Origin of the sequence: Shewanella yunxiaonensis, from assembly GCF_018223345.1 — a bacterium.
Lineage (GTDB): Bacteria > Pseudomonadota > Gammaproteobacteria > Enterobacterales > Shewanellaceae > Shewanella > Shewanella yunxiaonensis.
Genome location: NZ_CP073587.1, coordinates 1 through 25,081, shown reverse-complemented (window position 1 = coordinate 25,081; position 25,081 = coordinate 1). Strand labels below are relative to the sequence as shown.

Genomic DNA, 25,081 nt, shown 5'->3' with positions numbered 1-25,081 from the left:
CCCATCCGTGTTGTGTGGCTCATATTCTATTAATAATGAGCTTTTTCTGTTATTGACAGCCGCTAAGGATTAAAATTAACGCATTAGCACGAAACAGTATAACCAACTCGCGTGGTTTTAACACAATTGTTACGAGTTACCTATGGCTTTGTTAAATGTACTAAGATATCCCGACGAACGACTACGAACGGTCGCCGAACCTGTCACTGATTTCAATGCAGCTTTGCAGCAACAAATCGACGATATGTTCGAAACTATGTATACCGAAAAAGGTATTGGTCTGGCTGCGACACAAGTAGATTTTCACAAACAATTGATAGTGATGGATCTGCAAGACGATGTCGAGCGGCCACGGGTCTTTATCAACCCACAAATCATTAGCTCCAGTGGTGATTTTTGCAATGAGGAAGGCTGCCTCTCTGTCCCCGGTATTTATGCCAAGGTAGATAGAGCAGAATTTGTCACTGTGAAGTCACTGGATCGTGACGGCAATGAGTTTACCATTGAGGCAGACGGCCTGTTTGCCATCTGTATCCAACATGAAATGGATCATTTGAAAGGTAAGTTGTTTGTTGACTACCTGTCTTCCCTGAAGCGTCAACGCATCAGGCAGAAACTCGAAAAAGCTGCTCGTCAGGAAGCTAAGCAGCTCTGAGCTAACCAACCAAACACAGGAAAGAATTTGACGTCCTTGAAAGTGATATTTGCCGGGACACCGGATTTTGCTGCCCGCCATCTGCAGGCGTTATTGAACTCTGCACATGAGGTCATAGCCGTCTACACGCAACCGGACAGGCCTGCTGGCAGGGGCCAGAAACTGATGCCTAGTCCGGTCAAACAGCTGGCACAGAACCACAATATTCCCGTTTATCAACCCAAAACATTACGCAATGAAGAGGCACAACAACAGCTAGCGGCATTGAATGCTGATGTCATGGTGGTAGTGGCTTATGGATTGATCCTGCCGCAAGCTGTATTGGATGCGCCAAGGTTGGGTTGTATTAATGTTCATGGTTCTATCCTGCCACGCTGGCGCGGTGCAGCGCCGATCCAACGCGCTATTTGGGCTGGCGATCAGGAAACTGGCGTCACCGTCATGCAGATGGATGCCGGGCTCGACACCGGCGCCATGTTATTGAAGACCCGATTAACGATAACAGCAGATGACACTTCGGCTAGTCTCTATGAAAAGCTGGCACAGCAAGGACCAGAGGCATTACTGCAAGCGTTGAGTGGCATAGCAGAAAATACGCTGCAAGCAGAAGCTCAGGATGACAGTCTGGCTTGTTATGCCGACAAGTTGAGCAAAGAAGAAGCGGCCATCGACTGGCAGAAACCGGCCAAACAGCTGTGGCAGGAGATCCGCGCCTTTAATCCCTGGCCCGTCAGTTACTTTGAGTGTCAGCAACAAAACGTTAAAGTTTGGCAAGCCAGTATTGCCCCATCAAACGCTCGTGCAGAACCCGGGACTATCGTAGCCGCAGATAAACACGGGATTACGGTCGCAACCGGTGATGGACTGTTGATACTGCAAACATTGCAGCTTCCTGGGAAAAAGGCGACCACTGCCGCCGACATTCTTAATGCGCGCGCGGAATGGTTCAGTCCCGGCACATCACTGGTGAACGCATGAGACTCAATCTCAGAGCATTAGCAGCTAAAGCAGTCTTTGCTGTTCTGGAACAAGGGCAATCACTGTCGTTGGCACTGCCCGATGTACAGCAAAATGTCCGCAGTCCTAAAGATAAAGCGCTGATTGCTGAGCTTTGTTATGGTGTTATGCGGGTATTACCGCAACTTGATCAGTGTGTCTCGGCGTGTCTGTCCAAGCCATTTAAAGGCAAGCAACGCATTATTCAGCAGTTACTCCTGGTGGGATGTTATCAACTGTATTTCACCCGCATTCCCCCTCATGCCGCCATTTCTGAAACGGCTGAAGCATGTCGACAACTGGGACAGGAAAATCTGGTGAAAGTGGTTAACGGCGTATTACGGAACATCCAACGCCAACAACAGCCGTTGTCAGGAGAAAGTCCGACACTGAAATATAATTTCCCTGCATGGATACTCAAAAAGCTGCAGGCCGCCTATCCAAACCAGTGGCAACAAGTTGTAGAGAATAGTCAGCAGCGTCCGCCGATGTGGCTGCGAAATAATTGTCAGCAGCAGCGCCGCAGTGACTACCTCTTACAGTTAAGTGAACAATCAATCACTGCGTCACCAGGCTCCAGCGATGATGCAATGCTGTTAGAACATCCATGTGATGTGACGCAACTGCCGGGATTTGAAAGTGGTACGGTCTCAGTACAAGACGGTGCAGCGCAATGGGCGGCGCAACTCCTTGATGCACAAGCCGGGGAATTGGTATTGGATGCCTGTGCGGCTCCAGGGGGTAAAACTTGTCATATTCTGGAGCGCACCCCGGGTATCAACTTGGTCGCTGTCGATAATGACAGTAAGCGCTTGATGCGGGTTAACCAAAATCTTGCGCGGTTGCAGCTCGATGCTAGGGTTATTCAAGGCAATGCTGCCGCGATCCATGAATGGTGGCACGGTGATAAGTTTGATCGCATTTTACTCGATGCCCCCTGTTCAGCGACTGGCGTCATTCGGCGGCATCCCGATATCAAATGGTTGCGCAAAGAAGCTGATATCGCAGAACTCACTAAAGTACAAGCGCAAATCCTTGATCACTGCTGGCAGTGGCTCAAGCCCGGTGGTGTGTTACTCTATGCCACCTGCTCGATTCTGCCGGAGGAAAACCACCAGCAGATTGCCGCTTTTTTAGCGCGAACCGCTGATGCAGAGCTGCAAGTTATCACAGCTTCACAAGAAAATTGCTCGTCAGACTGGCAAATACTGCCGGGACAGGACAATATGGACGGGTTTTACTACGCAAAGCTGCTTAAACGCAGTACAGCTTAAGGCACAACCCCGGGAAAAGAATAAGCCATGAAGATCATTATCCTCGGCGCGGGCCAGGTCGGCGGCACACTGGCAGAAAACCTGGTAGGTGAGAATAACGATATCACTATTGTCGATAGTGATAGGAACCGACTCAGGGCTTTGCAGGATAAATATGATCTGCGGGTGGTGGCTGGTCACGCCGCTAATCCAGGAGTACTGCTGGAGGCTGGTGCAGAAGATGCCGATATGCTGGTCGCTGTGACGAACAGTGATGAATGCAATATGACCGCCTGTCAGATTGCGTATACCCTTTTTGGTACCCCCACCAAAATTGCACGCATTCGTTCTGAGCAATACCTTGCCATGCGCGACAAACTGTTTATCGACAGTGAAACCAAGAACACTGAAAGTAAATTGCGCGGTGGTTTTGTGATTGATGAACTGATCGCGCCAGAGCAGTTAGTAATTACTTACATTCACCGATTGGTAGAGTATCCGGGAGCTTTACAGGTTCTCGACTTTGCTGACGGACGCGTGAGTCTGGTGGCTGTCAAAGCCTATTACGGCGGCCCGCTGGTGGGAAACGCCCTTGCGGCGCTGCGCGAACATATGCCCAATATTGATACCCGGGTTGCCGCAATTTTCCGCCAGGGCCGAGCCATCATGCCGCGCGGAACCACGATTATCGAAGCCGATGATGAAGTTTTTTTTGTTGCTGATAGTCGCCATATCCGCGCCGTCATGAGTGAAATGCAAAAGCTCGACAGCTCCTACCGCAACATTATGATTGCAGGTGGCGGTAACATTGGTCTGGGATTGGCCAAAAAGCTGGAAAAGAATCACGCCATTAAGCTCATCGAACAGAAACAGGAACGTGCCGAACTGTTATCAGAAAAACTGCAGAACACGACGGTTTTCTGTGGTGACGCTTCCGATCAAGAGTTGCTGATGGAAGAACACATTGATCAGACCGATGTGTTCATTGCGGTAACTAACGATGACGAAGCGAACATCATGTCCGCACTATTGGCCAAGCGTATGGGTGCCAAAAAAGTAATGGTTTTGATCCAACGCGAAGCCTATGTGGATATTGTGCAGGAAGCAAATATCGACATCGCCATCTCGCCACAACAAGCAACCATATCCTCGTTATTAACCCATATCCGTCAGGGTGATATTTGTAACGTTTATTCTTTGCGACGCGGTGCGGCGGAAGCGATTGAGGCGATCGCCCACGGTGATGCCAGCACCAGTAAAGTCGTCGGCAAGCAGGTTGGTGAGATCAAGTTACCGCCGGGAACGACCATTGGTGCCATTGTGCGCGACGAAGAGGTGCTAATGGCACATGACCGCACGGTCATCGCCCAGGGCGATCACGTCATCTTGTTCCTGGTGAACAAGAAGTTTGTCAGTGACGTTGAAAAGCTGTTCCAGCCCAGCGCCTTCTTCTTCTAGGTCACCCTCATGCTGAACTTCAAGCCACTACTGTTTATTTTGGGATTATTCCTGTCGATGTTGACTGGATTTATGTTTATCCCGTTGGCTTTTGCGCTGGTTTATGGCGAAGAAACCGTGATGGCATTTCTGGTGTCTGCAATTTTTACCGGGGTGTTTGCCAGTATCTGTGTACACCGCGGCCAAGGCGGCAAATTACATCTGAATATCCGCGATATGTTCCTGTTAACCAGCCTCACCTGGGTAATTGTGAGTTTATTTGCGGCGATGCCCTTTACGCTGTATCACGGCATTGGTTACACCGACGCTTTTTTTGAAACAATGTCTGGCGTTACCACAACCGGCTCAACGGTGTTATCCGGGCTGGATAATATGGACCACAGTATCCTGATCTGGCGTTCGCTATTACAGTGGTTAGGCGGGATTGGTTTTATCGTGATGGCGGTGGCCATTCTGCCATTCCTTAACGTGGGTGGTATGAGACTGTTCCGCACTGAGTCTTCAGACTGGTCAGATAAAACGATTCCTCGCACCCAAAGCCTCGCCAAATATCTGTTTCTGGTTTATGTCGGTCTCACCGTCGCTTGTGGCATGGCGTATCACTGGGCGGGGATGAACTGGTTTCAAGCCATCAATCATGCGATGACGACTTTGTCGACCGGCGGCTATTCCACATCAGATAATTCCATGGCGGCATTTCCGGAACGTTGCCACTGGGTCGGTATTGTCTTTATGGCAGCGGGTGGATTGCCTTTACTGACCTTTGCACAGACCATCCAAGTTCGTAGTTTGCGGGTGTGGAACGACGCACAAATTAAAGGCTACCTGCTGTTTTTGTTAGTCGTCTCCTTAGGACTGGCGTTATGGCTGAGCGATACCAAACACTTAGGTTTTATCGATGCCTTAAGACTAGCGGCATTCAACGTTGTGTCAGTAGTGACCACCACCGGATACGGTTTGACTGATTATAGCCAGTGGGGTGCGGTTGCGGTGATTAGCTTCCTGTTTCTGATGCTGGTGGGCGGCTGTTCCGGTTCCACTGCGGGGGGGATTAAAATTTTCCGCTTTCAGATTGCCGTCGCCATCATGCGTGAGCAGCTCAAGCAGCAATTCCACCCTAACGGTATCTTCCGTGAACGCTACAATAATCGCCCCATTAACGAAGAAATTGTACGCTCTCTGGTCACGTTTATGATGCTGTTTATGCTGGTAATTGTGTTGGTAACACTGATATTGGTAATGTGTGGGCTGGACCCAATGACCAGTCTTTCTGGTGCCATTACCGCCGTCACCAACGTGGGGCCTGGGCTTGGCCCCGTCATTGGCCCCGCGGGTAACTTTGAAACCTTGCCAGATGTGGCTAAATGGGCATTATCCATTGGCATGCTACTGGGACGCTTGGAAATTCTCACCGTCGCAGTACTGTTTCACCCCAGTTTTTGGCGTTATTAATTCGCCGGAACTAACGTCGCCAGGTGATCAGCATAGCCATCGACCTCTTGATAATCGGTGTAATCGATCACAGCCTTCGTGTCAGTTGGCCCGTCGGTAATTTTCATGATCAGACGGATCATCTGCTTATCAAGCCAACGCCACGATGGATAATCAACTTTCCCGGCGATAATTTTCACATCGTTGGGTTTCCAAGCCGATAACTCAATGAATTTTTGCAGATAGCGGTTATTTTCAGGTATGCGTTTTTCCGGTTTGCGGGCAACGACATTCACCGAAAAGAAGCTAATCGCTTTTTGATCCAGCTGTTGCTGGTATTTACTACAAAACGCAAAGACACTTTTATCGTAAGTGCCGTAAAGTACACAAGCGCCGAGGACGACGGCATCCCACTCTTGCCAATCAATACCCTCCTTTTCCGCTTCAAGCAAACCCATCATTTCACATCTGTATCCCTGCTGTTGAATGCGACGCACGATACACCGGGAAATTCTAGCGGTGTGACCACCTCGGGAATAATAGAGAACCAGAATGGATTTCATAGCAATACCTGCTCTACTTATAAAAAACGACAATAAAAGATGATAATGAACAATATGAAAGTAAAATACAGTGATAATGACCAAATAGGACAAGCAGTTACTGCATTTTGATGATAAAAGTGAGATCCAGCTTAAAGACTGATGAGTTGTCGACCACGTAACATTCAATTAGAATCATCTAATCAAGAAGTAGAGGTACTTTATAGCATGTCACCTGAAGATATTAATATTGACGCCATGTTGTCGAACGCTGAAATTGCAGCAAAATGGCTCAAAGCGGTTGCCAACCCTTACCGCTTGATGATCCTTTGCCTGTTGCTCGACAAAGAGTTAAGCGTCACCGAAATTAACGAGGCGGTTCCGTTGAGTCAGTCGGCGTTGTCTCAGCACTTAGCCGTACTTCGTTCAGAAGACTTAGTTGATACTCGCAAGAGTTCCCAAATCGTTTATTACAGCCTCAAAAACCAACAAGTGACCGAAGTCATCTCCATTCTGCATCGCAAGTTCTGCTCTGCACAATGTTAAGCACACATCGTTAGCGAGCCGCAAACTCCCTCGCAAACCGCCGCACGTTCTCCCAGTCTGTAAATTCATAGGCTTGGGAGGTGTCGGTAGGGCCTTTCGTCATCCACATAATAAAGCGGATCATGGTGCGGTCTAACCAACTGTAATCGGCATAAACAATTTTCCCAGCAAATACCCCTAACTGTTGTGGCTGCCAAAGTGATAATTGCAAAAACTTCTGCATGTAAGGATTGGTTTCTGGTGTGTTTTTCTCTGGCTTACGCGCAACCACATTCACCGTAAAGAAGCCGTTAATCCTGGCATCCAACAACGCTTTATGGCGATTAATAAACTGATAGAGCGCTGGCCGGTGCTTGCCATAGCGAATACTGGCACCAATCAATACTTTATCGCATTGTGTTAACTGTGTTTCCGATACCTTTGATAATTCAACCAAACTGACTTGTTCGCCGTTATGCCGTAATTCCTCAGCAATTACCTCACAAATACGATGGGTGTGACCGTCAACGGTCGAATAGATAATCAGGGTATTGTGCATCAATCTTTCCAAAAGGTAGGAGTAAAAAGAACCAGTAGTGTAAAAATTTCCAGGCGCCCAAATAACATAGCCACCACCAGTACATATTTGGCACCATCAGATACTGTAGCGTAATTTGACGCTACATCACCAAGACCCGGTCCCAAATTGTTCAGGCACGCTGCAGTGGCACTAAATGAGGTAATGGCGTCCATGCCTAACGCCATTAAGATCAGCATAGAGATAATAAATACTAAAGTGTAAGCGGAAAAAAATCCCCACACAGCATCAACGACTCGGTCTGGTAACGAACGGTTGCCCAAACGGATGGCAAACATCGCCTTGGGATGAATTAACCGTTTAAGTTCCCGCGCCCCCTGTAAGAACAGTAATACGGCACGAATCACCTTGATGCCACCTGCGGTAGAACCACCACAGCCGCCAATAAAGCTGGAAAAAATCAGTAAAATCGGTAAAAACAATGGCCAGGAATGAAAGCTTTCCGTACTAAAGCCGGCGGTCGTCGAAATCGAAACGGCCTGAAATAGTGCGTAATCCAACGTCTGTTCCGGAGAGTCGTAAATTCCGCTATGCAATAATGTGACAAAACAAATGGCACCCAACGCCAATTGAATAACAATTAACGCCTTAAATTCAGCATCCTGAAAATAGATTCGGAAATTAATCCCTCGCCGGGAAAATGCCGCAAAATGCAGACTGAAATTAACCGCAGCAATCAGCAAAAACACCATACAGATGGTATTAATTAACGGACTTTGATAATAGCCAATACTGGCGTCATGCGTAGAGAATCCGCCAATAGCAATGGTCGAGAAGGAATGACAAACAGCATCAAAAATGGGCATACCGGCATACCAGAACGCTAAGGCACAGGCGACGGTCAATAACAGATAGATATACCACAACGTTTTAGCTGTTTCTGCAATCCTTGGGGTCATCTTACTGTCTTTAACCGGCCCAGGTATTTCTGCACGGTATAACTGCATACCTCCGATCCCCAACACCGGTAAAATGGCCACTGCCAGCACGATGATTCCCATGCCGCCCAGCCATTGTAGTTGGTGTCGATAGAATAAAACCGCTTTGGGCAATTCATCAAGGCCAACAATAACTGTGGCTCCTGTAGTTGTCAGCGCCGAAAAAGACTCAAAGATACTGTCTGCAATCGATAGATCTGGATGCTGAACCAACAAAAAAGGTAAGGTTCCAATCCCGCCTAAAACAGTCCAGAACAAGACGACGATTAGAAAGCCTTCTCTGGTTCTTAAATCTGCTTTGTATTGGCGATTGGGATACCACAATATGAACCCCAGAACTAAGCTGATTGCAAAGGACTGGAAGAAAGCAGCACCACCGCCATCTTCATAAAATAGCGCCACCAACGCTGGCGGAACCATGGTTATGGAAAATAAGCCCACCAGTAATCCGGTGATACGGGTAATCGTGCGGTAGTGCATGTAGCCCTTTGCCAAGTCGCGTAGTCGGTAACTTAGTTATTGTTACACAGTTTTTACAACGGTTCATTGGAAAAGCTGAGCTGCAGTTGCCCTTGGCTTATTTGCTGTAGCACCGCCTGCAATTCTTCTTGGCTTGATACGGGAATTTCTAACTGCAAAGTGACATGCTGAGTAAACACCCGCTCAGTGATACAGACTTCAAACAACGTTAGATAGTGCTCAACGTCAGCTAGGTGAGAGTACTGACAATCTAGCATTGCCCGAACTCTTTTAATCTTGGTCACCTTTGACAGACGTACTAACGCATTCTTAACACCGGAACTATATGCACGTACCAGTCCGCCAACACCAAGTTTTACGCCACCGAAATAACGAATCACAACCGCGCCGATCTCACCAATACCCGCACCTTGCAAAACATTAAGCATCGGTCGACCAGCACTACCGGAGGGTTCACCATCATCACTACATCCCATCGCAGCAGCGTTTTGCGGCTCATTCCAGATGACCGCCTGACAGTAGTGATTGGCAGCAGGATAAGCCGCTTTTAGCTGTTCAACTTTTTGTTTGAAATCTTCTGGTGACGCACAGGGAAAAAGCACGGTAATAAAACGACTGTGTTTTATTTCTTCCTCAAACGTAACGTCCGCTGCGGGTATGGGATAGCTATTCAACACAATACGCTCTGATGGATATTAACTTGCTTACTTATTTTGCCCGTGTCACTCATTCGACTGCAACAGAGCCCCTCAATATCATCATCTACGACTTAAGGATGATACTCTATCAATGATCGCAAAATGCCATTTAACTGTATAAATAACAATACATTATAAATCTCACTTGGATCACAACCGCGCTTTATCAACCCAAAATCAAACAACCGTTTAAATTGACTGTTGTAATTTGTGATATTTCACCGCACACTGATCAACAAATGGCCACAATCCCACGATGGCAAACTCGCAGCCCTGTGCATAAGGAATGCAGAATGATCTATCAAAGTAACAGTATCCAGGTTGAACTTCTTGACACCCAAATTGCGAATATTCGCTTTAATTCAGATGGTTCAGTAAACAAGTTTGACCAAGAAACCCTAACATCACTCGATGCCGCATTAAACGCATTAATAGCCACACCTGATGTTCGGGGATTAGTCCTCACCTCAGCAAAAGATAGTTTTATCGTAGGCGCTGATATAACCGAATTTCTGACATTGTTTGCCGAAGCAGATGAAGTGCTTTTATCCTGGCTACAGCTAGCGAATAGTATTTTCAATAAGTTGGAAGATTTGCCATATCCCACAGTGTCTGCTGTTAATGGCTATGCTCTGGGTGGCGGTTGTGAAGCCATTTTATCTACCGATTTCCGTGTTGGCGACAGCACCGCAAAAGTCGGATTACCCGAGACCAAGTTAGGGATCATTCCTGGTTTTGGCGGCACAGTGCGACTGCCTCGACTTATTGGTGCTGACAACGCGCTTGAATGGATTACCACTGGCAAAGATCAACGACCCGATGATGCATTAAAAGTGGGGTTCTTTGATGCCGTTACTACGCCTGAAAATCTACAAGCGGCTGCCTTACAAATGCTTGACGATGCCATTGCCGGAAAATTGGAGTGGCAATCAAAACGTCAACAAAAGCAACAACCGCTTCAGCTAGATAAAATGGAAGCAATGATGTGTTTCAGCACCGCTAAAGGGATGGTGTTCACTGTTGCGGGTAAGCATTACCCGGCACCAATGGCTGCAGTAAACGTAATTGAGCAAGCAGCTAAAATGCCACGGCAACAGGCATTACAGGTAGAGCATCACGCATTTGCAAAACTGGCAAAAACGGACGTTGCCAAAGCATTAGTTGGTATATTTCTCAATGATCAGTTAGTAAAGAGCAAAGCCAAAAAGTCGATAAAATCAGCGCATCCAGTCTCACATGCAGCGGTGTTAGGTGCCGGTATCATGGGCGGGGGTATTGCTTATCAGAGTGCCAGCAAAGGCACCCCGATAGTAATGAAAGATATTAATGAAAGCGCACTGGCATTAGGACTATCTGAAGCTGCCAAACTGCTGACAGCACAAGTTGAACGAGGTCGCTCTTCGCCACAAAAAATGGCACAGGTACTAAATGCGATTACGCCTGCATTGGATTATTCCGCCGTTAAACCAGTAGATATTGTGGTAGAGGCTGTAGTTGAAAATCCCAAAGTAAAAAGTATGGTGTTAGCAGAAGTAGAGCAAGTGGTGACTGATAATGCAGTTATCGCGTCCAACACCTCAACAATATCCATCAATTTGCTCGCCAACAGCCTTAAGAAGCCTGAGCGCTTCTGCGGTATGCATTTCTTCAACCCGGTTCACAAAATGCCGCTGGTGGAGATTATTCGTGGTAGGGACACTTCAGATTCTACTATCGCCACGGTAGTTGCCTACGCAAGCAAGATGGGGAAAACCCCTATCGTCGTGAACGACTGTCCTGGCTTTTTCGTCAATCGTGTGCTGTTTCCATACTTCGCTGGATTTAATGGATTGATTGCGGATGGTGCAGACTTTGCGACGATTGATAAAGTCATGGAAAAGCAATTTGGTTGGCCAATGGGGCCGGCGTATTTACTTGATGTTGTTGGAATGGATACTGGCCATCACGCCCAAGCGGTTATGGCACAGGGATTTCCCGAGCGAATGACCCCCAGTGAACACGATGCTTTGCAATTGATGTTCGCGCAAAATCGCCTAGGACAAAAAAATGGCCAAGGCTTCTATCGTTATACCCCAGATAAAAAGGGAAAGCCCAAAAAGGACGTAGATGCCACCACATATGCATTGTTATCCGCAGCATTTGGCCCACTCAAGGAGTTTACTGCTGACGATATTATTGCCCGGACGATGATCCCCATGATTAACGAAACGGTACGCTGTCTCGAAGAAGGCATTGTAGCCTCTCCGGCTGAAGCAGATATGGGACTGGTATATGGCCTGGGCTTTCCACCGTTTAGAGGTGGTGTATTCCGCTATATAGAAACGATGGGAATTGCCAATTATGTCGCTTGGGCAGATAAATATGCCTATCTCGGAGCTTTGTATCAGGTCACTGACACCATGCGACAACTAGCCGCGGAAAACGGCCACTATTATCAGAACTAATTTAAGGAATCTGCCATGAAAAATGCAGTTATCGTTGATTGTATTCGTACCCCCATGGGACGTTCCAAAGGTGGTGTTTTTCGAAATGTTCGTGCAGAAACCTTATCTGCTGAGCTTATGAAATCTTTGTTGCGTAGAAATCCTCAGTTACTGCCAACTGATATTGAAGATGTTATTTGGGGTTGTGTACAACAAACTTTAGAACAAGGATTTAATATCGGCCGCAATGCCACATTACTGGCAGGACTACCTAAAGAGGTGGGCGCGGTGACGGTTAATCGTCTTTGTGGCTCATCAATGGAAGCAATTCATCAAGCAGCAAAATCTATCATGGTGGGTATGGGCGATACCTTTATCATCGGTGGAGTTGAACATATGGGTCATGTGCCGATGACCCACGGTGTTGATTTTCATCCAGGCATTTCCATTAACGTTGCCAAGGCTTCGGGAATGATGGGGTTGACGGCCGAGTTACTGGGCAAGCTGCATGGGATTAGTCGCGAAATGCAAGATACCTTTGCCCTAAGATCACATCAGCGGGCTTATGCTGCAACAGTTGAGGGACGATTTGCCAATGAAATCCAGGTGATTAACGGCCATGATAGCAACGGTGCTTTAATATCTGTTGATTATGACGAAGTTATTCGTCCTGAAACAACACTTGAATCTCTTGCCGCCTTAAAGCCGGTATTTGATCCAGCAAATGGTACAGTAACAGCGGGAACCTCTTCTGCGCTCTCAGACGGTGCAGCAGCAATGCTCGTGATGGAAGAGCAAAAGGCGAAGGATTTAGGCTTATCTATTCGCGCGAGAATTCGCTCAATGGCGACGGCTGGTTGTGATCCCGCCATCATGGGGTATGGCCCAGTTCCTGCGACTAAGAAAGCGCTGGCACGTGCAGGGATGAACATGGCAGATATTGAGTTGGTAGAGCTAAACGAAGCCTTTGCAGCACAATCGCTCCCTTGTGTTAAGGATCTGGGTTTATTGGAACAAATCGATGACAAGGTAAATCTTAATGGCGGAGCTATCGCTTTAGGTCATCCATTGGGATGTTCCGGTGCCAGAATATCGACCACACTGATTAACTTAATGGAATCTAAAAACGTATCTATTGGCCTGGCGACTATGTGTATAGGACTAGGACAAGGAATTGCCACAATCTTCGAGCGTGTTTAAATTTTCCATCTTCGGTACTCCTCTCCTCTAGCCAGCTTTTAACGCTGGCTTTTTTGTTCCACGTGGAACATATCCAAATATTTGCACTGCCCTTGGTTCTTTGCTGCTGCTTGCAGTAACATATCGAATAGATTTTCCAGCCATACGTTCTCAAGAGGTAAAAAATGAACGAAGATTTTGGTAGTGCTCAACATCAACTTGATGCATTGGGGTTACGGTGTCCTGAGCCTGTCATGATGCTGCGAAAAAAAGTCCGTCATATGGCTGATGGAGAAACATTGTTGATCATTGCCGATGACCCGGCGACCACTCGGGATATTCCAAGTTTTTGTCAGTTTATGGATCATACCCTGGTAGCAAGCGATACAACCGTAACCCCCTATCGTTACCTCATTCGAAAGGGGCTATAACAGAGATGTCCATGGAATTACAGGCTATCGCTTTTAAGGACGGGCGAAAAAGGCCCATGTTGGAAATTAACAAGGCTTTCATTTCAACACAATCAGGTGTGGAACATGATATTTTTGGTAAGCCTGGTCCTCGACAAGTGACTGTACTATCTCGGCAGCAATGGCTTGATACCTGTAATGAGTTAGGGACTTCTATTTCTTGGCTGGCCAGAAGAGCTAATTTACTTATTGACGGTGTCCGTTTTGGTGCTGATTCTGTCGGACAATTCCTTAAAATTGGCAACGTCATTCTTGAGATAACTGGCGAAACCAATCCATGCAAAAATATGGAGCAAGAATACCCTGGACTTGAAGCGGCATTAGTTACCGATTGGAGAGGTGGAGTTACCTGTAGAGTGATTAGAGAAGGTAACGTGACAAAAGGGAATGCAGTTATTATTTCAGACCAGCCAGAATAGCACTTGTAATTTTACTGGTGGATGTTCCACGTGGAACATCCACCAGTAAAACCCTACTTTAGATTAAGAGTAATTAGTTTCCGAATAACAGAAACAATCTACTAGATGATCATTTACCATTCCTACAGCCTGCATAAAAGCATAACAGATAGTCGGACCACAAAAATTAAATCCAAGCTTTTTAAGCGCCTTAGACATCGCTTCTGACTCCGGAGTTTGGGCAGGAACGTCAGACAAATTGGTGTAGCAATTAATCAAAGGCTTACCACCGACGAATCCCCATAAAAATTTTGAAAAGTCATTACCCTGCTCGATAAATTTTAAATAGGCCCGAGCATTTTGAATAATTGAATTAACCTTCGCTCGATTACGGATAATTCCTGGATTTTGCAACAATTCCGTGACCTTACTCTCGTCATACAAGGCGACAATTTTGGGGTCAAAATTGGAAAATAGCACTTCGTAGTTAGCTTGTTTACGTAAAATGGTAATCCAGGACAATCCAGCCTGCTGTCCATCCAAGCACAATTTAGCAAACAGTTGTTGGCTATCATAAACCGGCCTGCCCCACACTTCGTCATGATACTGCTGATATAAAGGATCAGCCGAAACCCAGCCACACCGATGCTTTTCCATCTAAAGAATTCCTTTAAAAACTGATACTCGATAAAAAATAACCTACATAAGCCATGGTCTACAAGGTATAATCGGAACCATTTTCTATAGACGGCTGACAGCAGTAGACATGACGACCAAATATGATGTGAAAACATTCCAGGGCTTCATTTTGACCCTGCAGGATTATTGGGCACAGCAAGGCTGTGCAATCGTGCAACCTCTGGATATGGAAGTTGGGGCTGGGACATTTCACCCACAAACATTCCTGCGCTCTTTAGGGCCTGAGCCTATGAGCAGCGCTTACGTACAACCCTCTCGCCGACCAACAGATGGCCGTTATGGTGAGAACCCAAACCGCTTACAACACTATTATCAGTTTCAGGTGGTTCTGAAGCCATCTCCGGATAATATCCAGGAACTATATCTAGGCTCATTAAAAGCACTGGGGATAGACCCTACAGTCCATGATATTCGCTTTGTTGAAGATAACTGGGAATCACCAACACTGGGTGCTTGGGGTCTGGGCTGGGAAGTCTGGTTGAATGGTATGGAAGTAACCCAATTCACTTACTTCCAACAAGTTGGTGGCCTGGAGTGTAGCCCGGTAACGGGAGAAATAACTTACGGTCTGGAGCGTTTAGCTATGTATATCCAGGGCGTAAATAGTGTCTACGATTTGGTCTGGACCGATGGTCCGCTAGGTAAAATCACCTATGGCGATGTATTCCATCAAAATGAAGTTGAACAGTCAGCTTACAACTTCGAATACGCCGACGTAGATTTCCTTTTTGGTATGTTCGATCAATGCGAAAAGAGCTGTCAAAAACTATTAGATTTAGAAAAGCCTTTACCATTGCCCGCCTACGAACAAGTCATGAAAGCATCACACGCATTCAACCTGCTAGATGCACGCCATGCCATATCAGTTACTGAACGGCAGCGCTACATCCTGCGCGTACGAACCATGGCGAAAGCGGTAGCTGAAGCTTATTACCAGGCCCGGGAGGCTCTGGGTTTCCCAATGTGTAAGTGAGGTTAGACGTTAATGAATTTTGAAAACTTACTCATCGAAATCGGTACGGAAGAGCTCCCACCCAAAGCCTTGCGCAGTCTGGCGGAATCTTTCCTTGGCAATTTCACAGACGAATTAAATAAAGCAGAAATACCTTTTTCTAAGGCATGCTGGTATGCCGCGCCCAGAAGATTAGCGCTTTATATTGAGCAGCTAGCACTGGCGCAAGAAGATAAAGTTATTGAAAAGCGTGGACCCTCTGTTGCCGCTGCGTTTGACACTGAGGGTAACCCAACCAAAGCGGCACAGGGCTGGGCGCGTGGTAATGGCATTACCGTTGCTCAGGCAGAACGACTAGCCACCGACAAAGGCGAATGGTTGGTCTATCACGCCAAAGTTAATGGTGTCAGTACCGAACAGTTGATTCCAACAATGGCCCAACAAGCGCTGGATAAACTCCCTATTCCTAAACCTATGCGCTGGGGCAATAACAAGACCCAGTTTATTCGTCCGGTTCACACCGTCACTATGTTACTGGCCGATAAGGTGGTTCCAGGCACTGTACTGGGTATCAATTCTGCACGCACCATTCGCGGCCATCGTTTCATGGGCGAAGCCAGCTTTGAATTAGATCATGCCGACAACTATCTCAGCACCTTATATGAACGTGGCAAAGTGATAGCGGACTACGATAAGCGCAAAGCCATCATAAAAGCAGATGCCGAAGCCGCTGCAATAAAAATCGGTGGTAAAGCGGATATCAGCGACAGTCTCCTGGAAGAAGTGACCTCTTTAGTGGAATGGCCTGTCGTACTGACGGCAGCTTTCGAAGAAAAATTCCTGGCAGTCCCAGCGGAAGCACTGGTTTATACCATGAAGGGCGACCAGAAGTACTTCCCGGTTTTTGATGCTGCAGGCAAACTGATGCCACACTTCATTTTTGTCGCCAACATTGAATCAAAAGATCCATCACAAATCATTGCGGGTAATGAAAAGGTCGTGCGACCACGTCTTGCAGATGCAGAGTTCTTCTTCAATACCGACAAGAAGCACACCCTCGCCTCTCGAATTGACAGCCTAGACACTGTGGTATTCCAGAAACAATTAGGCACTCTTAAAGACCGCGTTCAGCGCATCTCAGAAGTGGCAGGTAGTATCGCAGCGAGCATCAATGCAAATGTTATTGATGCGAAAAGAGCAGGCTTATTATCTAAGACTGACCTCATGACCAACATGGTGATGGAGTTTACCGATACTCAAGGCACCATGGGTATGCACTATGCGCGTCTGGATGGTGAAACTGAAGCAGTAGCACTGGCATTGGATGAACAATACAAACCCCGTTTCTCCGGCGATTCCGTGCCAACAACTCCCGTAAGTTGTGCTGTTGCACTGGCGGAAAAGTTGGACACCCTGACAGGGATTTTTGGCATCGGACAAGCGCCAAAGGGTGCAGCAGATCCATTTGCACTGCGCCGCGCCGCCATTGGAGTTTTGCGTATTATTGTTGAAAACAAACTGCCACTGGACTTAGTCGATATAATTGCTGGCGCGGTCAAAGCTCATGGCGGCAACTTAACTAACGGCAATACTGCTGCTGAAGTGCTTGAGTTCCTGATGGGACGTTTCCGCGCTTGGTACCAGGACAAAGGTATCAGTACTGATGTAATCCTATCGGTGTTAGCTCGTTACCCAACAAAACCAGCTGATTTTGATGACCGTATTCTAGCCGTTGCCCACTTCCGAGAAATGGAGCAGGCCGCAGCACTCGCAGCAGCCAACAAGCGTGTATCAAACATCTTGTCCAAGGTTGAAGGTGAGTTGCCAAATACGATAGCTAAAGAGCTATTGACAGAGCCGGCAGAAGTGACGCTGGCAACAGCATTAAACGATCTGATACCAGAATTAACACCATTATTTGACTCAGGAAACTATCAACAGGCACTCACCAAGTTGGCTGAGTTGCGCGAGGACGTTGATCAATTTTTTGATCAGGTTATGGTCATGGCTGATGACGCGGCACTACGTGATAACCGTTTGGCTCTGCTAAATCAATTACGTGACCAGTTCCTGCGAGTAGCAGACATTTCACTATTGCAATAACACTGTGTGACTGGTTGAAATAAAGGCGCCAACGGGCGCCTTTATTTTATCTCTTTGATTTTATTGTGATAAAAAAGAAACTGTTGCGGTGATAAAGCTATTTCACTCAATAGATTATCCAGTAACGGTTCTGCCAAACGTCCTTCTTCGTACAACATCGAACACTCACTGATCACATTTGCCTGCCAAACAACTCGAGACAAACCAGCGGCAGGAGCTAACGAACTTGCTAATGGAGATAATGTCTCAGCAAACGTTGCGGGAAGTTGCCAACAACTGACTAATAAACTGCTTAACTCCAATGATCTGGCGGTCATGACCTGACGAAATAGCCAGGATTTAGGCTGTTCAGATGGATCTGTCTGATTAAAAACGTCGAGCAACAACTTGAATATGGCAATCTTGCCGACATCATGTAGTAAGCCCACCATAAAAGCTGTGTCGGAGTGTTGCTTATCAAGTTCACCAGCCAGAAAAGCGACTTGCAGTGAATGCCGCCATAACTGAGCACCAAAACGTCGGAAATAGATAGGTTTAATCGCTATCATCTCCTTCATCATACAAGTTGTGACAATACGTCGTAGCCGCTCACTCCCCAGTACGACCAGCGCCTGAGGCAAATTGGTAATACTACGTTCGGAGCGTCGGAATACAGGTGCATTACACGCTTGAATGACGTCAGCACTTAACACTGGATCTTGTTGGATGATCTTAACAATATCCTGGCTACAAAATTCTGGATCACTAAGCTTACGATCCAGTTCCATAATTCTGCCTGGGAGTTTTAAGACGTTAGCTGCAACCTGCTGTGGGGACATTAACGCCTGTTCCACCGCAGCCAATACTCGCCGCTCTAAAGCATTTGCCACTCCACCACTATCTTTGCCGACAGAAAATAACAAGCTATAAAACAGCGCTGTAGCATCGACAGATGCCTCCAGACGCTCGTCTGCACTCACCATAGCGACATGCTGACTAACCTTGTGCAGCTCTTGCGCAATAGGCGTTGGTGCCCCCGAAAAACTTTGTGGTCGCTCAATGTTGATATCGTCTCTGATATTAAACAGCTTTTTAAATATCCCCAACACTGCTATCTCACCACCTTCGTTGATATTTGCTGATTATAGCGTCCGCCACAATCGCATCCCAATACTATACGATCAAGATTTGAGCTAAGTGGTATTTAATAGGCATAAAAAAGGAAGACCGAAGTCTTCCCTTTCTACCGATTATTAAATCGCTATACGTCCAAGTTAGATACGTGCAACGCATTGGACTCAATGAACTCACGACGAGGCTCAACCGCATCCCCCATCAGTGTGTTAAACAGTTGATCCGCAGCTAATGCATCCTCAATAGTCACCTGCAGCATCCGACGAGTCTCAGGGTCCATCGTGGTTTCCCACAGCTGTTCTGGATTCATTTCCCCCAACCCTTTATAGCGTTGAATATAAATGCCCCGTTTAGACTCTGCCACCAGCCATTCAAGCGCTTCAGCAAAGGTACTAACATCTTTCTTACGCTCACCACGCTGTACATAACCCGAGGTTTCAATCAAACCGTCGAGCTGCTCACCCAGATCAGCAATACGCTTGTAATCAGCGCCATGGAAAAAGTCAAAACTAAACAGGTAGTGACTATCGATACCATGCTTGCGAACTGTTAATTGCGGCAGATAGACCTTACGTTCAGGCTCTAATATGGGCTCAAGCTTATAAAGCACACCATGTGTTTCGCGATTTTGCAGATCTTCCAGTAAGGCCTTACACCAAGCGACCATCTGTGTCTCATCAGCAAGCATGTCCGCAGTGACTCGAGGATGATAGATCATGCGATCTGTCACATTTGCCGGAAAACGTTTTTCCAGTTTTTCGATGGTATGCTCGACTTCGCGATATTGCAGAACCAGGCGCTCTAATGCTGCCCCAGACATCGCTGGCGCATCTTTAGATGGATAGATACAACCACCGTCCAGCGCTTGCGAAGTCAGATACTCAGTTAACGCAGATTCATCCTTAAGATACTGTTCTTGCTTACCTTTCTTAACCTTAAACAGTGGTGGTTGGGCGATATACACATAACCACGTTCCAGCAACTCAGGCATCTGCCGGAAGAAGAATGTCAGCAACAGCGTACGGATATGTGAGCCATCCACGTCAGCATCGGTCATGATGATAATGTAGTGGTAACGAGTCTTATCCGGGTTATATTCATCACGACCAATACCACACCCAAGGGCGGTGATCAGTGAGGCCACTTCTTGGGAAGATAACATCTTGTCAAAACGCGCTTTTTCTACGTTAAGGATCTTACCTTTCAGCGGCAGAATAGCCTGATTTTTACGATTTCGGCCCTGTTTGGCACTGCCACCAGCCGAGTCCCCTTCCACAATGTAGATTTCTGACAAACCAGGGTCTTTTTCCTGACAATCCGCCAATTTACCAGGCAAGCCTCCCAGGTCCAACACGCCCTTACGGCGGGTCATTTCACGAGCTTTACGAGCGGCTTCACGGGCACGGGCAGCATCAATAATTTTACTGACCACCAAACGTGCTTCGTTAGGATTTTCCAGCAGGTAATCGTTGAGCTTTTCAGCCATGGTCTGCTCTACCGCTGTCTTAACCTCACTAGACACCAGTTTATCTTTGGTCTGGGAGCTGAATTTAGGATCTGGTACTTTAACCGAGATAACCGCTGTCAGACCTTCGCGCGCATCGTCACCGGTAGCATTGGTTTTATTCTTCTTATTGTAACCTTCGGCTTCCATATAGTTATTAAGGTTACGGGTTAACGCGGCACGGAAGCCCGCTAAGTGTGTACCCCCATCCCGTTGTGGAATGTTATTGGTAAAACACAGAATATTTTCCTGAAAACCGTCATTCCATTGCATCGCAACTTCAACCGTGATGCCGTCATCTCGTTCTTGAGAAAAATGGAAAATATCTTTGTTAACCGGGGTCTTATTGCGGTTCAGGTATTCAACAAAGGCGCGAATCCCCCCTTCGTAATGGAAGAAGTCGTCTTTATGGTCGCGTTCGTCAATTAGGCGGATGCCAACACCTGAGTTAAGAAATGATAATTCCCGTACACGCTTTGCCAGAATTTCGTAATGAAACTCAACGTCGGTAAAGGTCAGTTTACTTGGCCAGAAACGAATTTCAGTGCCAGTGTGCTCAGAGGTACCAATCTCTTTAATCGGATCAACTGGGTTTCCGTGGCTGTAGTACTGTTCGTAAGTTTTGCCATCACGGCGAATTGTCAGCTTTAATTTTTCTGACAGTGCGTTAACGACAGAAACCCCAACGCCGTGCAAACCGCCTGACACTTTGTAAGAGTTATCATCAAATTTACCGCCGGCGTGCAGCACAGTCATAATCACCTGTGCGGCAGAAACCCCTTCTTCTTGGTGGATAGCCACGGGAATACCACGACCATCATCTTTGACTGATACCGAACCATCCATGTGGATGGTAATCACGATGTCCTTACAGTAACCCGCCAGAGCCTCGTCGATGGAGTTATCAACCACTTCGAATACCATATGATGCAAACCCGTGCCATCATCGGTATCACCAATATACATTCCGGGTCTTTTACGAACCGCATCAAGGCCTTTCAGAACCTTGATACTCGAAGAATCATAACTATTCTCTGACATACTAATCTCTCATCGGTTATTCAATGACCGTCACACTCCCCTGTTCTACCCGGAAAATCCGTTCCGGTGGAGTGCTTAATGAATCAGCTATTGCTGCTGGATCGATGGCGGTAACAAATACCTGCGCACCAGTCTCAGCCAATTGCTGTAGCAATAACTTTCTATGTTTGGCATCCAGTTCTGACGGCAAATCGTCGACCAGATAGATACTATCTTTATCCAGCTGTTGTTTAAGCAACTTTCCCTGTGCAATCCGCAACGCACACACCAATAACTTAAGCTGACCACGGGATAATGCGTCCTGCGCTGGCAAATTAGCCACCCTTAAGCGCAAATCCGCTTTATGGGGTCCGCTCACCGTAAATCCCATCGCCACATCGCGGCTGTATTGAGCTTCTAACAGCTCGACCAATGTGGTTTTACCGTCCCAGCCACGCGTGAATGAAACCCTGATGTCTGCCTGTGGTAAAAACTCTCCGATTATACCCTTTAACAGGTTATTTAACGAGTCCACATAATCGTTTCGTATGTCGGTAACCGCTTCTGAATAACGCACAAATTCACGGTCCCAATAGGCAATCTGCTGATAGCTGGCGCCATCCCGCAATAACTGGTTTCGTTGTTTCAAAACTCGCCGGACATTCATCCATTGAGGATAAAAATTAGGGTCAGCATGAAAGGCTCCCCAATCGATAAACTGCCGACGCGCCTTGGGACCTTCAAACAGCAAGGAAAAGCTTTCTGGGGTGATGAGTTGTATTGGTAACGTCTCAGCAAGTACGGATAAACGTCTTATTTTCTCGCCATCAATACGTACTTCTGTGTCACCATTCCGATAGCGGCGAACCCCAACCTTATGTTCGGCATCTGCTGATCGTAGTCGCGCAAACAGGGTTAACTGTTCTTGCTCATTGCCTATTACACGCTGCGCTAAATGACTTCTAAAGGAGCGGCCCATCCCAAGGAAATAAATTGCCTCTAAAATACTGGTCTTGCCGCTACCATTTTGCCCATAAATAAGATTCAGCCCATTGCCTGGTTGCAATTGGGCTGAAACAAGATTGCGAAAGTGTTGAATATTGAAAAGGCTAAGGCTCATTCAACGCCCGGCTTAGAGCCGCATTGGCATTACAACATACATTGAGTCTTCTTCCTGATGGTTTTCAATCAGCGCACTGGAATTTCCGTCACTGAGGGTAATACGTACATCGTCAGATTTAAGACTGTTAAGGACGTCCAGCAGGTAAGAAACGTTAAAGCCGATTTCAAGAGACTCTCCTGAATATTCAACATCGATAATTTCTTCTGCTTCTTCTTGCTCGGGGTTATTAGCGGTGATTTTCAGTAAGGCATTCTCCAACTGAACCCGCACCCCACGGAACTTCTCATTAGACAGAATGGACGCACGCAGTAACGCCTGACGCAAAGCATTACGACTCGCCAATACAATCTTGTCGCCACCCTTAGGTAATACGCGACGATAATCAGGGAAACGACCATCCACCAACTTACTGGTGAGTACTGCAGCAGCAGTTGTGGCACGAATAGCGTTATCCCCGATAGCTATCTCGATATCTTGATCCTCTGCATCAAGTAGCCGCGCTAATTCCATCACACCTTTACGAGGTACAATTACCTGATTTTCAGGCAAAGAGGCCTCCAGCATACGGTGACTCAACGCCAATCGATGGCCGTCAGTCGCAACCGCTCGTAAAACATTACCTTCGGTCTCAAATAACAGTCCGTTTAAATAGTAACGAACATCCTGGTTAGCCATCGAAAACTGCGTGGCTTCAATAATAGACTTCAGTGTGCCTTGCTTGATTGTGAACGATATATTGGGCTGAAAGCTTTCAACATTGGGGTATTCTTCAGCGGGCAAAGTTGCCAGAGAAAAACGACTACGGCCACAACGAAGTAACCATTTGTTTTCCTGCTGTTCAATTTTAACTTCCGTCTGTTCCGGCAAAGACTTCACAATATCCAGCAACTTTTTCGCTGGCACAGTAGTGCGCCCTTCCTGAACGTCGCCGCTAAGCGCTGCACTGCCAACGAGTTCAACTTCTAAATCAGTGCCGGTAAACTTTAGTGAGTGATTACTTACTTCCACAAGGAGGTTTGCCAGAATAGGCAAATTATGCCTTCTTTCAACCGCACCACTGACCAGTTGTAACGGCTTTAATAGGTCATCCCTATCAATAGAAAATTTCATTATTCTGTTCCCTGATTAAGAAGATAAGGTTCGAATCAAGTTGGCGTAATCTTCTTTAATGTCGTGACTCTCTTCTCGAAGCTGAGCGATTTTACGACAAGCATGCAGTACAGTCGTATGATCACGGCCACCAAAAGCATCACCAATTTCTGGCAAACTCTGGTTGGTCAACTCTTTAGAGAGCGCCATCGCCATTTGTCTTGGACGGGCAACACTACGAGAACGTCGCTTGGACAACATGTCCGCCATCTTGATCTTGTAGTATTCAGCTACTGTTTTCTGAATATTGTCTATAGTGACTAATTTTTCCTGCAGAGCCAATAGGTCACGTAATGCTTCGCGCACAAAATCGATAGTTATCGGACGCCCGGTAAAGTTCGCATTCGCAATTACCCGGTTCAGTGCCCCTTCTAGTTCACGCACGTTTGAACGTAGACGTTTGGCAATAAAAAATGCCACTTCATCTGGTAAGCTAATGCCATTTTCCAGCGCCTTACGCATCAAAATAGCAACCCGGGTTTCCAACTCTGGCGGCTCAATAGCTACCGTTAATCCCCATCCAAAACGCGACTTAAGGCGATCTTCAACCCCATCGATCTCTTTAGGGTAACGATCAGAGGTCAAAATGATCTGGTGATTACCTTCCAATAACGCGTTAAAGGTATGGAAAAACTCTTCTTGCGATCGGTCTTTATTGGCAAAAAACTGAATATCGTCAATGAATAATGCATCAACACTACGATAGTAACGTTTAAAGTCTTCAATCGCGTTATTCTGCAGCGCCTTCACCATATCTTGCACAAACCGCTCGGAGTGCATGTACACAACCTTGGCGTTGGGATTATTTTTTAAAATCCCATTGCCGACTGCATGCAAAAGGTGAGTTTTACCTAAACCAGTGCCTCCATAAAGAAACAGGGGGTTATAGGCACCACCAGGATTTTCAGAAACTTGCTGTGCCGCAGCTTTACCCAGTTGGTTGGATTTACCTTCAACGAAATTATCAAATTGATAGGTTGGATTAATATTACTGCGGTAGGGATGATTACTTACAGGTTCATCATCATCATTATTAAAGGCAGCGGCAACACTGGGTTTAGTCAGTGGTCTGGCATTACTTTTACCATTTACTCCACTGTTCACCGTGGGTACTTCCGCTTTGACTACGGGTCGACTACCAATGTCAAAACGCAATTTAGGTGCTTCGCTGCCTAATTGTTCACCGAAAAACTGATTGATGATATTGAGGTATTTATCGCGAACCCAGTCCAAGACAAAGCGATTAGGCGCGTATAACACCAACGTCTCACCATCCATTTCAGCCTGCAATGGTCGGATCCACATACTGAACTGTTGAGCTGAAAGCTCATCCTGCAATCTGCCGATACATTGCTGCCATAGTGAAACAGTCAC

At 46.7% G+C, this 25,081-nt stretch carries 22 protein-coding genes; 12 read left to right on the top strand and 10 right to left on the bottom strand.

Features of this window, described 5'->3' with window-relative positions:
• Positions 1–142 precede the first annotated feature (142 nt).
• From def to KDN34_RS00090, 5 genes are read left to right on the top strand one after another with little or no spacing between them, the layout of a single operon-like run.
• Complete coding sequence (def, locus tag KDN34_RS00110; protein WP_212594967.1) at positions 143–655, top strand: peptide deformylase; 513 nt, start codon at positions 143–145, stop codon at positions 653–655.
• A gap of 27 nt (positions 656–682) precedes the next feature.
• Positions 683–1,633 (top strand): methionyl-tRNA formyltransferase, encoded by a 951-nt coding sequence (gene fmt, locus KDN34_RS00105; protein ID WP_212594966.1) that lies wholly within the window; start codon positions 683–685, stop codon positions 1,631–1,633.
• Positions 1,630–2,925, top strand: coding sequence for a 16S rRNA (cytosine(967)-C(5))-methyltransferase RsmB (gene rsmB, locus KDN34_RS00100; protein ID WP_212594965.1), 1,296 nt, complete (start codon positions 1,630–1,632; stop codon positions 2,923–2,925). Before fmt ends, rsmB begins: the two co-directional genes overlap by 4 nt.
• Positions 2,926–2,952: 27 nt before the next feature.
• Positions 2,953–4,362 (top strand): Trk system potassium transporter TrkA, encoded by a 1,410-nt coding sequence (trkA, locus tag KDN34_RS00095; protein WP_212594964.1) that lies wholly within the window; start codon positions 2,953–2,955, stop codon positions 4,360–4,362.
• Between the two features lie 9 nt (positions 4,363–4,371).
• The gene (locus KDN34_RS00090) at positions 4,372–5,814 is read left to right on the top strand and encodes a TrkH family potassium uptake protein (protein WP_212594963.1); all 1,443 of its coding nucleotides are present in this window, start codon (positions 4,372–4,374) and stop codon (positions 5,812–5,814) included.
• Here the strand turns inward: KDN34_RS00090 and hemG (KDN34_RS00085) are convergent.
• Positions 5,811–6,356, bottom strand: coding sequence for a menaquinone-dependent protoporphyrinogen IX dehydrogenase (hemG, locus tag KDN34_RS00085; protein WP_212594962.1), 546 nt, complete (start codon positions 6,354–6,356; stop codon positions 5,811–5,813). The genes KDN34_RS00090 and hemG (KDN34_RS00085) overlap by 4 nt on opposite strands.
• 207 nt (positions 6,357–6,563) lie before the next feature.
• On the opposite strand from hemG (KDN34_RS00085), the gene KDN34_RS00080 reads away from it, so the two are divergent.
• A complete protein-coding gene (locus KDN34_RS00080; protein ID WP_212594961.1) occupies positions 6,564–6,881 on the top strand; it encodes an ArsR/SmtB family transcription factor in 318 nt (105 codons plus the stop codon).
• 10 nt (positions 6,882–6,891) lie between these two features.
• On the opposite strand, the gene hemG (KDN34_RS00075) is transcribed toward KDN34_RS00080, so the two are convergent.
• Genes hemG (KDN34_RS00075) through KDN34_RS00065 form a run of 3 tightly spaced genes read right to left on the bottom strand, consistent with a single transcriptional unit; the run spans position 6,892 to position 9,553 of the window.
• Complete coding sequence (hemG, locus tag KDN34_RS00075) at positions 6,892–7,419, bottom strand: menaquinone-dependent protoporphyrinogen IX dehydrogenase (RefSeq protein WP_212594960.1); 528 nt, start codon at positions 7,417–7,419, stop codon at positions 6,892–6,894.
• The gene (locus KDN34_RS00070) at positions 7,419–8,876 is read right to left on the bottom strand and encodes a TrkH family potassium uptake protein (protein ID WP_212594959.1); all 1,458 of its coding nucleotides are present in this window, start codon (positions 8,874–8,876) and stop codon (positions 7,419–7,421) included. Before KDN34_RS00070 ends, hemG (KDN34_RS00075) begins: the two co-directional genes overlap by 1 nt.
• 53 nt (positions 8,877–8,929) lie before the next feature.
• The gene (locus tag KDN34_RS00065) at positions 8,930–9,553 is read right to left on the bottom strand and encodes a YigZ family protein (protein WP_212594958.1); all 624 of its coding nucleotides are present in this window, start codon (positions 9,551–9,553) and stop codon (positions 8,930–8,932) included.
• 314 nt (positions 9,554–9,867) lie between these two features.
• Between KDN34_RS00065 and fadB the strand changes: the two genes are divergently transcribed.
• The 4 genes from fadB (at position 9,868) to KDN34_RS00045 (ending at position 14,065) form a co-directional block, all read left to right on the top strand.
• On the top strand, positions 9,868–12,018 hold the full coding sequence (gene fadB, locus KDN34_RS00060; protein WP_212594957.1) for a fatty acid oxidation complex subunit alpha FadB: 2,151 nt from the start codon (positions 9,868–9,870) through the stop codon (positions 12,016–12,018).
• 15 nt (positions 12,019–12,033) lie between these two features.
• Positions 12,034–13,197: an acetyl-CoA C-acyltransferase FadA gene (fadA, locus tag KDN34_RS00055; protein ID WP_212594956.1), complete on the top strand. Its 1,164-nt coding sequence runs from the start codon at positions 12,034–12,036 to the stop codon at positions 13,195–13,197.
• A gap of 164 nt (positions 13,198–13,361) precedes the next feature.
• Positions 13,362–13,607 (top strand): sulfurtransferase TusA, encoded by a 246-nt coding sequence (gene tusA, locus KDN34_RS00050; protein ID WP_212594955.1) that lies wholly within the window; start codon positions 13,362–13,364, stop codon positions 13,605–13,607.
• An 11-nt stretch (positions 13,608–13,618) separates the two neighbouring features.
• Entirely contained in the window at positions 13,619–14,065 is a 447-nt protein-coding gene (locus KDN34_RS00045; protein ID WP_228730384.1) for an MOSC domain-containing protein, read from the top strand.
• A gap of 63 nt (positions 14,066–14,128) precedes the next feature.
• Here KDN34_RS00045 and KDN34_RS00040 read toward each other — a convergent pair whose 3' ends face one another.
• Positions 14,129–14,701, bottom strand: a complete 573-nt coding sequence (locus tag KDN34_RS00040; protein WP_212594953.1) for a DNA-3-methyladenine glycosylase I — start codon at positions 14,699–14,701, stop codon at positions 14,129–14,131.
• Between the two features lie 109 nt (positions 14,702–14,810).
• On the opposite strand from KDN34_RS00040, the gene glyQ reads away from it, so the two are divergent.
• The gene (glyQ, locus tag KDN34_RS00035) at positions 14,811–15,716 is read left to right on the top strand and encodes a glycine--tRNA ligase subunit alpha (RefSeq protein ID WP_212594952.1); all 906 of its coding nucleotides are present in this window, start codon (positions 14,811–14,813) and stop codon (positions 15,714–15,716) included.
• 12 nt (positions 15,717–15,728) lie between these two features.
• Complete coding sequence (gene glyS, locus KDN34_RS00030) at positions 15,729–17,798, top strand: glycine--tRNA ligase subunit beta (RefSeq protein WP_212594951.1); 2,070 nt, start codon at positions 15,729–15,731, stop codon at positions 17,796–17,798.
• 41 nt (positions 17,799–17,839) lie between these two features.
• Here glyS and KDN34_RS00025 read toward each other — a convergent pair whose 3' ends face one another.
• The 5 genes from KDN34_RS00025 to dnaA form a co-directional block, all read right to left on the bottom strand.
• A complete protein-coding gene (locus KDN34_RS00025; protein ID WP_407695778.1) occupies positions 17,840–18,886 on the bottom strand; it encodes an HDOD domain-containing protein in 1,047 nt (348 codons plus the stop codon).
• A gap of 152 nt (positions 18,887–19,038) precedes the next feature.
• Entirely contained in the window at positions 19,039–21,456 is a 2,418-nt protein-coding gene (gyrB, locus tag KDN34_RS00020) for a DNA topoisomerase (ATP-hydrolyzing) subunit B (protein WP_212594950.1), read from the bottom strand.
• A gap of 16 nt (positions 21,457–21,472) precedes the next feature.
• Entirely contained in the window at positions 21,473–22,555 is a 1,083-nt protein-coding gene (recF, locus tag KDN34_RS00015) for a DNA replication/repair protein RecF (protein WP_212594949.1), read from the bottom strand.
• Positions 22,556–22,567: 12 nt separating this feature from the next.
• Entirely contained in the window at positions 22,568–23,668 is a 1,101-nt protein-coding gene (gene dnaN, locus KDN34_RS00010) for a DNA polymerase III subunit beta (protein ID WP_212594948.1), read from the bottom strand.
• Positions 23,669–23,683: 15 nt separating this feature from the next.
• Positions 23,684–25,081, bottom strand: coding sequence for a chromosomal replication initiator protein DnaA (dnaA, locus tag KDN34_RS00005; RefSeq protein WP_212594947.1), 1,398 nt, complete (start codon positions 25,079–25,081; stop codon positions 23,684–23,686).